Source organism: Mesorhizobium sp. P3_A9 (assembly GCF_056402975.1).
On sequence record NZ_JBFUGJ010000281.1, the window covers coordinates 1 to 7,952 of the forward strand.

The following is a 7,952-nucleotide window of genomic DNA, read 5'->3' on the forward strand; positions in this document are numbered from 1 at the left end:
GCCGAGCGCTGCCAGCGTCTGATCAAGGATCTTCTGGCCGGCAAGTGAGGGCCGGTGGCAACCGGGACTGGCCGGCAAGTGCCGGCCTTCTGGTCCATTCGCCGGGCTTGCCTTGCGCAGCGGCGAACGTAGGTTGGTGCCATGCATCTCGCCATTTCGCTCAACATCGCTGCCACCAACGGACAGCCCGCTCTGGATTTCAGCCAGATCAGCAGCTTCGTGCGCAAGGCGGAAGCGGCTGGCGTGGACATGGTCATCATTTCCGACTCCGCCGATAAGCCATCGAGCAGCCCGTTTGAAGCGACAACGCTGCTGGCGGCGCTGGCGACCGTCACCGACAGGATCGGGCTCGTGGCCAGCGCCTCGACGCTCGCGCATCAGCCCTACAATCTGGCACGCCGGTTTGCTTCGCTCGATATCATCAGCCACGGCCGCATCGGCTGGAACGCGACGATGAGGCAGAACCCTCGCGAAGCAGCGAATTTCAGCCGGCCCAAAGGGTTCTCGGAGGACGACTTTCGCCGCCGCGCCAAGGAGTTCATCAATATCGTGCGAGGATTGTGGGTCGGCTGGGAACCGGACGCGCTGCTGTTCGACAAGGCAGCCGGCCGCTTCCACGATCCGGACAAGATGCACCCTCTGAATTACACCGGCGAATTCTTTTCGGTGCGCGGGCCGCTCAATGTCGCGCGCTCGCCGCAGGACAGGCCACTGCTCTTGTTGTCGGATCTGAGAAAGGCCGACCTCGATTTCGCCAGCCGCCGCGCGGATGTCGTGCTGCTGAATGAGCTTGAACCGCCGGAAGCGAAAGCGGCCTGCGATGAACTCAGACACTGGGCGCGCGAAGCAGGGCGCGATCCGATGTCGATAAAGGTGCTGACGGTCATGGATGCGCGGCAGGAACTTGATGACGCCAGTCTGGAAGCGCAGTGCTTCTCATCTGGCTGCGACGGTGTCGTTCTGGCTGTGCAGCCTCATCCCCCGGCCCTCGAGGATTTTGTCAAACGCCTGCTGCCGCAACTCTGGCGTCACGGACCCGTGGAGGCATCCCCGGGTAGGACTCTACGCGACCGTCTTGGCTTTAGTGGGGATGGCGGGTCATGAGCGCGCAGATGAAGCTCGGCGCCTTCCTTTGGGCGACCGGCCACCACATTGCCGCCTGGCGGCATCCCAAGGCGCATGTCACCGCCGGCATCGACATCGACCATTACATCCAGCTGGCGCACACGGCGGAAGCGGCCAAGTTCGACATGATCTTCTGCGAGGACGCCGCCGGTCTGCGCGAGGCCAATGTCGGCATCGCCAGCCAGACCTCGCGTTCGATCGGCTTCGAGCCGATCAGCCTGCTTTCGGCGCTGGCGGTGCAGACCAGCTGCATCGGCCTCGTTTCGACTGCTTCGACAAGCTACAACGAGCCTTACGGGCTGGCGCGGACTTTCCTGTCACTCGACCATCTGAGCGGCGGCAGGGCCGGTTGGAACCTGGTCACCTCGGCCAGCCCCATCGAAGCCGCGAATTTCGGCGCGACCGGGCTCAAGCCTCATGCCGACCGCTATGAACGGGCACGCGAATTCGCCGAGGTGGTCACTGATCTTTGGCACGGCAGGGCTCCCGGCCATGATGGCCAGAGCTTTTCGGTGCGGGACCCGCTCGACCTGCCGCGTTCACCGCAGGGCGCACCGGTCATGGTCCAGGCCGGTGCCTCGGATGTCGGCCGCGACCTTGCCGCCCGCACCGCCGATGTGGTGTTCACAGCAGCGCAAACATTCGAGGAAGCGAAGGCCTTTTACGACGATCTCAAAGGGCGCATGGCCACCTATGGGCGTGAGCCTGACGACATCAAGATCATGCCCGGCGTTTCACCCGTGGTAGCGGAAACCGAGGCCGAAGCGCGCGAGAAGCATGAGGAGTTGCAGGCGCTGATCCCCGACGATGTCGGCGTGGCGCTGCTGTCCAGCTACCTCAGCATCTCCGATCTCGGACGCTATCCGATCGACGGGCCACTGCCCGAACTGCCGGAGAGCGAAGGGATGAAAAGCCGACAGGCGCTGGTCGTCGAGCAATCGCGCCGCGACGGCCTTTCCATCCGCCAGCTTGCCCGCCACTTCGCCGGAGCGCGCGGCCATTGGCGCATCGTCGGCACGCCGGCGCAGGTCGCCGACGAATTGCAGGCGCGGTTCGAGGGCGGTGCGGCCGACGGCTACAATGTCATGCCGTCTTACTTCCCTGGCGAACTCGATGCCTTTGCGACGCTGGTTGTGCCGGAGCTGCAGCGGCGCGGCCTGTTCCGCCGGGATTATGAAGGCCGAACGCTGCGCGACCATCTGGGCTTGAAACGGCCGGCCTGAGGCCGGTCGCGGCTAGCTCAGTCCATCATCCGCGCGGTGCCCGAAACCCTGATCGAGCTGCCGATCTCGGGCGCAATATCGGCGTGCAGGCGCGAACGCATGCCCATGTCCTCACCCTGCACGACATCGATCGCGCCGCCATGCGGCCAACCAATGTCACGCAAATAGCCGGCGAAGGCAGCCGTCGAAGCTCCTGTCGCCGAATCCTCATAGACGCCGCCGGAGGCAAAGGGGTTGCGGGTGTGGAAAAGCTGCGGCGTCTCGGCATAAGCGAGCAGGATCGTCACCAGCCCATCGCGCCGCATCAGGGCCTGCCCGGCTTTCAACTCGTAGCGCATGGCGGCCAGCGCCTCGCGCGATTTGAGGACCAGCACGAGGTGGTCGGCGCCGCCATGGATCAGCGCCGGCGGAATGGCTGGATCGAGATCGGTCGCGGCATAGCCGAACAGCGCCAGCGCCTCGGCGATCAACTGCGGAGGAGCAGGCTTGCTGCGTGTCGGCGGCGACTGCAACGCGGCAGCGACATTCGCCCCATCCCGGAACCCTTCGACGGTGATGCTGGCCTGGTTGAGGGTCAGCGGGAAAATGCCATCGCCGAATTGCCCGACAAGAGCGGCTCCCAAGGCGATAGTGGCATGACCGCAGAAGGGAACTTCSGATTCCGGCGAGAAATAGCGCACCCGCCAGTCGTCCCCATCCGGCGCGGCAAAGGCAGTTTCCGAGAATCCAACCTCTGCCGCCAGACGCTGCATTTCGACGGCATCGGGCAAGGCATCGCCGATCAACACCCCGGCAGGATTGCCGCCGGTGTTGCCATCCGAAAAAGCCGCGATTTTCAGAACGTTCATTTATCCTCACCTCATGCAGCAATGCCGGGTGGATACCGCAAATGCATCTTTCCTGCGATTGGAAAACGGACAGGCCGACGGGCAGTCTTGGCTAACCGGCCATCACCTTGTGCTGCTGGACCTGATGGCCGGCATTTGACGCAGCGGCGTGAACGACCAGCGCCGTCATGATCTCGGCGGCGGCAAGTGCGGCGATGACGGGCGGCCGCTTGTCCTTGACGGCATCGCCGCCGATCGGCGAGACGAGACGGGCAAATTCCGCTTCCGTTCCGTCCCCTGACTTCAGGAACCAGTTCTTGAAGGTCGCCTTTTTGGTCTTAGAGCCGATCATGCCGACATAGGCCGCATCGTCGCGCTTCAGCGCTTCGGTGACGATCAGGAAATCCAGCGCATGGTCGTGGGTCAGGATGGCGAAGGCGGTGCCGGGCGGAGCTTTGCGAATCTCGGCTTCCGGCATTGGCGTCAAACGCGTCTCGACGGTTTCCGGCATGCCTTCCAGTGCCTCGGCCCGCGTCTCGATGACGACGCCGTGCACCGGAAGCAGCGCAATCGTCGACGCCAGCGCCTGGCCGACATGGCCGCCACCGAAGATGTAGACATGCGGCAGATGCGCCTCTTCAGCTTCCGCCGTGGCAACCAGTTCGGCAGCGAGCGCGGCATCGACAAGGCGGATCAAGACTTCGACGCGCCCGCCACAGCATTGGCCGATCTCCGGCCCGAGCGGCACGTCGAGCGTGGCGCAGACTTCATCGATCTCGATGCGGGAACTCGACTGAAGACGGTTGACCGACCCAAGCCGGCCGGATGGCGCCACCATCTGCCGGGCCTTGTCGATCGCCATGTACTCGAGCTGGCCGCCGCCGATCGTGCCAAAGATCGCCGCTTGCGAGACGAGCATGAAGGCGCCCTTCTCGCGCGGCGTCGAGCCTTTGGTGCCGGCCACTTCGACCAGGGCGACCCGGCCGGCGCTGGCAAGAAAGGCTTTCAGGCTTTGCACTTTCGAGTTCATCGTCTGTATTCCCACCCGAGAAATATAGCGTTTTCAGGCGCGATTTGCACGTTTAGGCTCGATCAGGCCGGTTTTGCGGCCTCCCGCTTCAGCCGCTCGATTGCCATCAGCACGCGTTCTGGCGTCGCCGGCGCATCAAGGCGCGGGCAGATCTTGTGATCGGCCACGCTCGCCACCGCATCCGACAGCGCATGCAGCACCGACATGCCGTGCGGCAACGGCGGCTCGCCGACCGCCTTGGAGCGATGGATGGTCGGCTCGTAGGCTTGCGACCAGTCGGTCAGCGCCACGTTGAAAATCTTCGGGCGGTCGGACGCCAGCGGGATCTTGTAGGTCGACGGCGCGTGGGTGCGCAGCCGGCCCTTGTCGTCCCACCACAGTTCCTCCGTCGTCAGCCAGCCCATGCCCTGGATGAAGCCGCCCTCGACCTGGCCGATGTCGATCGCGCGGTTCAGCGAGCGGCCGCAATCGTGCAGGATATCGGCGCGCTCGACGACATATTCGCCGGTCAGCGTATCGACAGACACTTCAGAGCAGGCCGCGCCATAGGCGTAATAGTAGAAGGCGTGGCCCTGGCCCTTGCCGCGGTCCCAATGGATTTTCGGCGTCTTGTAGAAACCGGCGGCCGAAAGCTGGACGCGCGCGATATAGGCCTGTTTGACCAGGTCGTTGAAGCTGACCTCCTGGTTGCCGACACGCACGCGGTTGGGCAGGAACACCACCTGGTCGACCGGAATCTGATACTTTTCGGCGGCGAAATCGGTCAGCCGCTGGCGGATCTGGCGCGCGGCATTCTGCGCCGCCATGCCGTTGAGGTCGGCGCCGGAGGATGCCGCTGTCGGCGCCGTGTTCGGCACTTTGGCGGTGGTGGTGGCGGTGATCTTGACCCGCTCGAGATCGATCTGGAATTCTTCGGCCACGACCTGCGCCACCTTGAGGTGCAGGCCCTGCCCCATTTCGGTGCCGCCATGGTTCATGTGCACGGAACCATCGGCATAGACATGCACCAGCGCACCGGCCTGATTGGACTCGGTCTTGGTGAAGGAGATGCCGAACTTCACCGGCGTCAGCGCCAAGCCACGCTTGATGAAACGGCTGTTAGCGTTGAAAGCCGAAATCTCTCGGCGACGCCGCGCATAGGAGGCACTTTCCTCGAGCTCGGCGACGATGCGCTGGATGATGTTGTCCTCGACCTTCTGATGGTAGGGCGTGACATTACGGCTGCCGATGGCCTCCATCGGGTCGTAGAAATTCWGCTTGCGTATCTCGAGCGGGTCCTTGCCGACGGCGAAGGCGACCTCGTCGATGACRCGCTCGGCGCCGATCATGCCTTGCGGACCGCCGAAGCCGCGGAAGGCCGTGTTGGAAACAGTGTTGGTGTAGAGCGGCGCCGACTTGGCGTGGACGTTCGGATAGAAATAGGCGTTGTCGCAGTGGAACAGCGCGCGGTCGCCGACCGGACCGGACAAGTCGGCCGAGAAGCCGGCATTGAGTGCGAACATGAAGTCGACGCCGAGGATATTGCCCTCATTGTCGAAGCCGACCTCATAATCGATGGCGAAGTCGTGCCGCTTGCCGGTGGCGGTCATATCCTCGTCGCGGTCGAGCCTGACCTTCACCGCCCGTTTGTGCTTCTTGGCCGCAATCGCGGCGATTGCCGCGCACTGGTTGGCCTGCGTTTCCTTGCCGCCGAAGCCGCCGCCCATGCGGCGAACCTCGACCGTCACCGCATGGCTCGGCACGCCGAGCACATGGGAAACGAGGTGCTGGGTCTCGCTCGGCCCCTGGGTCGAGCAATAGACCGTGACCTCGTCGTCCTCGCCCGGCACCGCCAACGATACCTGGCCCTCGAGGTAGAAGTGGTCCTGTCCGCCGAGCTTCATCCGCCCCTTTACCCGACGGGGCGCGGCAGTGATCGCGGCAGCCGCGTCGCCGCGCCGCAAGGTCAGCGGCGTGGTGACCAGCCTGTCCTTGAGCGGGTCCAGAGGCCAGATGCCGAGGATGGCGGGAAGCTCGTCATATTCGATCTTGGCCAGGCGCGCCGCACGCCGTGCGGCCTCGCGCGTCTCGGCGATGACCGCGAAGATCGGCTGGCCGAAGAACTGCACCTTGCCTTCCGCCAGCACCGGGTCGTCATGCATGTTGCTGGGCGAGACGTCGTTCTCGCCGGGCACGTCGGCATAGGTAAGCACATCGACGACGCCGGGGGCTGTCCGCACGGCCGAAAGGTCGACACTCTTCAGCGTGCCATGTGCGATTTTCGACAGGCCGAGGCCAACATGCAGCGTGCCTGCCGGTTCCGGCATGTCGTCTATATAGACGGCGGTGCCGCTGACATGCTTGTGGGCGGAGTCATGGCGCTGATCGGTGGCGACACCGCCGACGATCTTCTCGGCCTTGAGATTTGATGTGGCGTGCTTGTTCATCATGCCGCCTCGTTGCGTGACACCTGGAAGGGCGCCTTTGTGCCTGTGGTTTCGACCAAGAAGCGCAGCAACAGATTTTTCGCCGCCAGAGCCCGGTATTCGGCTGACGCCCGCATGTCGGTGAGCGGGGTGAAATCCCTGGCGTATTCGGCCATCGCCGTCTCGACCGTCTCTTCGGTCCAGGGTTTGCCGAGCAGCGCCTTTTCGACAGAAGACGCCCGCTTCGGTGTCGCCGCCATGCCGCCATAGGCGATGCGCACGTCGGCGACCGTGCCGTCCTTGGCCAGCACCAGGAAAAAGGCGCCGAGGGCCGCGGTAATGTCCTCGTCGCGGCGCTTGGTGATCTTGTAGACGGCAAACTTTGCGTCCTTGGGCGGCACGGGAACGTGCACGGCCTCGACGAACTCGCCCGGCTGCCGGTCCTGCTTGCCATAGGCAATGAAGAAGGTTTCCAGCGGAATCGTGCGTCGCTTCTTGCCCTTGCGCAACGTCAGGCTGGCGCCGAGTGCGATCAAGGGCGGCGGCGTGTCGCCGATCGGCGAGCCGTTGGCGATGTTGCCGCCGATGGTGCCCATGTTGCGCACCTGTTCGCCGCCGATGCGGTCGAACAACGGCCCCAGCGACGGGATGCGTTTGGCGAGCATCGAGAAGGCTTCGGTGTAGGTCACGCCGGCGCCGATCGAGATGACGCCCTTGTCTTCCGAGATGGTGCACAGCCCGTCGAGATTGCCGATGAAGACCACCGGCGAGATGTCGCGCATGTGCTTGGTCACCCACAGGCCGACATCGGTCGAACCGGCAACGATGGTGGCACCGGGTTCCTTGTCGAGCACGGTGGCGAAATCGTCGACATTGGCCGGCACGATGAGCCGCGCCTTGGCCGAACCGATCTCGACCCGCGCGCCGTCATGCATGGCCTCGAGCCTTGCCGTTATCGCTTTCCGCTCAGCGGCCAGCGGGTCCTTCGCCGCCTTGCCGTAGCTGGAGATGGCATGCGCGGCGCGCATGATCGCCTCATAGCCGGTGCAGCGGCAGAGATTGCCTTGCAAAGCCTTTTCGATCGCCGCGTTCGACGGGTCCGGCGACTTCATCCACAGGCCGTAGAGCGACATGACGAAGCCCGGCGTGCAGAAGCCGCATTGCGAGCCGTGGAAATCGACCATCGCCTGCTGCACAGGGTGCAACTGGCCAGGCGCGCCGCGCAGATGCTCGACCGTCACGACATGGGTGCCGTCGAGCGAACCGAGGAAGCGGATGCAGGCATTGACGCTTTCATAGACCACGCCACCAGCCGAGAGCTTGCCGACGAGCACCGTGCAAG

6 protein-coding genes are annotated in these 7,952 nt (G+C 64.3%); 2 read left to right on the top strand and 4 right to left on the bottom strand.

Features of this window, described 5'->3' with window-relative positions:
• The first annotated feature begins 141 nt into the window (after positions 1-141).
• Both AC1DX0_RS27025 and AC1DX0_RS27030 read left to right on the top strand, forming a co-directional pair.
• Entirely contained in the window at positions 142-1,104 is a 963-nt protein-coding gene (locus tag AC1DX0_RS27025) for an LLM class flavin-dependent oxidoreductase (protein WP_477218569.1), read from the top strand.
• Positions 1,101-2,348 (top strand): LLM class flavin-dependent oxidoreductase, encoded by a 1,248-nt coding sequence (locus AC1DX0_RS27030; RefSeq protein ID WP_477218570.1) that lies wholly within the window; start codon positions 1,101-1,103, stop codon positions 2,346-2,348. The genes AC1DX0_RS27025 and AC1DX0_RS27030 overlap by 4 nt, the downstream gene beginning before the upstream one ends.
• 17 nt (positions 2,349-2,365) lie before the next feature.
• Here AC1DX0_RS27030 and AC1DX0_RS27035 read toward each other — a convergent pair whose 3' ends face one another.
• The 4 genes from AC1DX0_RS27035 to xdhA form a co-directional block, all read right to left on the bottom strand.
• Positions 2,366-3,196, bottom strand: a complete 831-nt coding sequence (locus AC1DX0_RS27035) for a PhzF family phenazine biosynthesis protein (protein ID WP_477218571.1) — start codon at positions 3,194-3,196, stop codon at positions 2,366-2,368.
• Positions 3,197-3,287: 91 nt separating this feature from the next.
• Positions 3,288-4,205, bottom strand: a complete 918-nt coding sequence (gene xdhC / locus AC1DX0_RS27040) for a xanthine dehydrogenase accessory protein XdhC (protein WP_477218572.1) — start codon at positions 4,203-4,205, stop codon at positions 3,288-3,290.
• Positions 4,206-4,267: 62 nt separating this feature from the next.
• On the bottom strand, positions 4,268-6,631 hold the full coding sequence (gene xdhB / locus AC1DX0_RS27045; RefSeq protein ID WP_477357465.1) for a xanthine dehydrogenase molybdopterin binding subunit: 2,364 nt from the start codon (positions 6,629-6,631) through the stop codon (positions 4,268-4,270).
• Positions 6,631-7,952 (bottom strand): xanthine dehydrogenase small subunit (gene xdhA, locus AC1DX0_RS27050; protein ID WP_477357463.1); only part of this gene is annotated, 1,322 nt, incomplete at its 5' end. The genes xdhB and xdhA, both read right to left, overlap by 1 nt.

Bases quoted from the DNA above. Each gene is read 5' to 3' on its own strand.
- AC1DX0_RS27030 (WP_477218570.1), top strand. From the start codon at position 1,101: ATGAGCGCGCAGATGAAGCTCGGCGCCTTCCTTTGGGCGACCGGCCAC.
- AC1DX0_RS27025 (WP_477218569.1), top strand. From the start codon at position 142: ATGCATCTCGCCATTTCGCTCAACATCGCTGCCACCAACGGACAGCCC.
- xdhC (WP_477218572.1), bottom strand. From the start codon at position 4,205: ATGAACTCGAAAGTGCAAAGCCTGAAAGCCTTTCTTGCCAGCGCCGGC.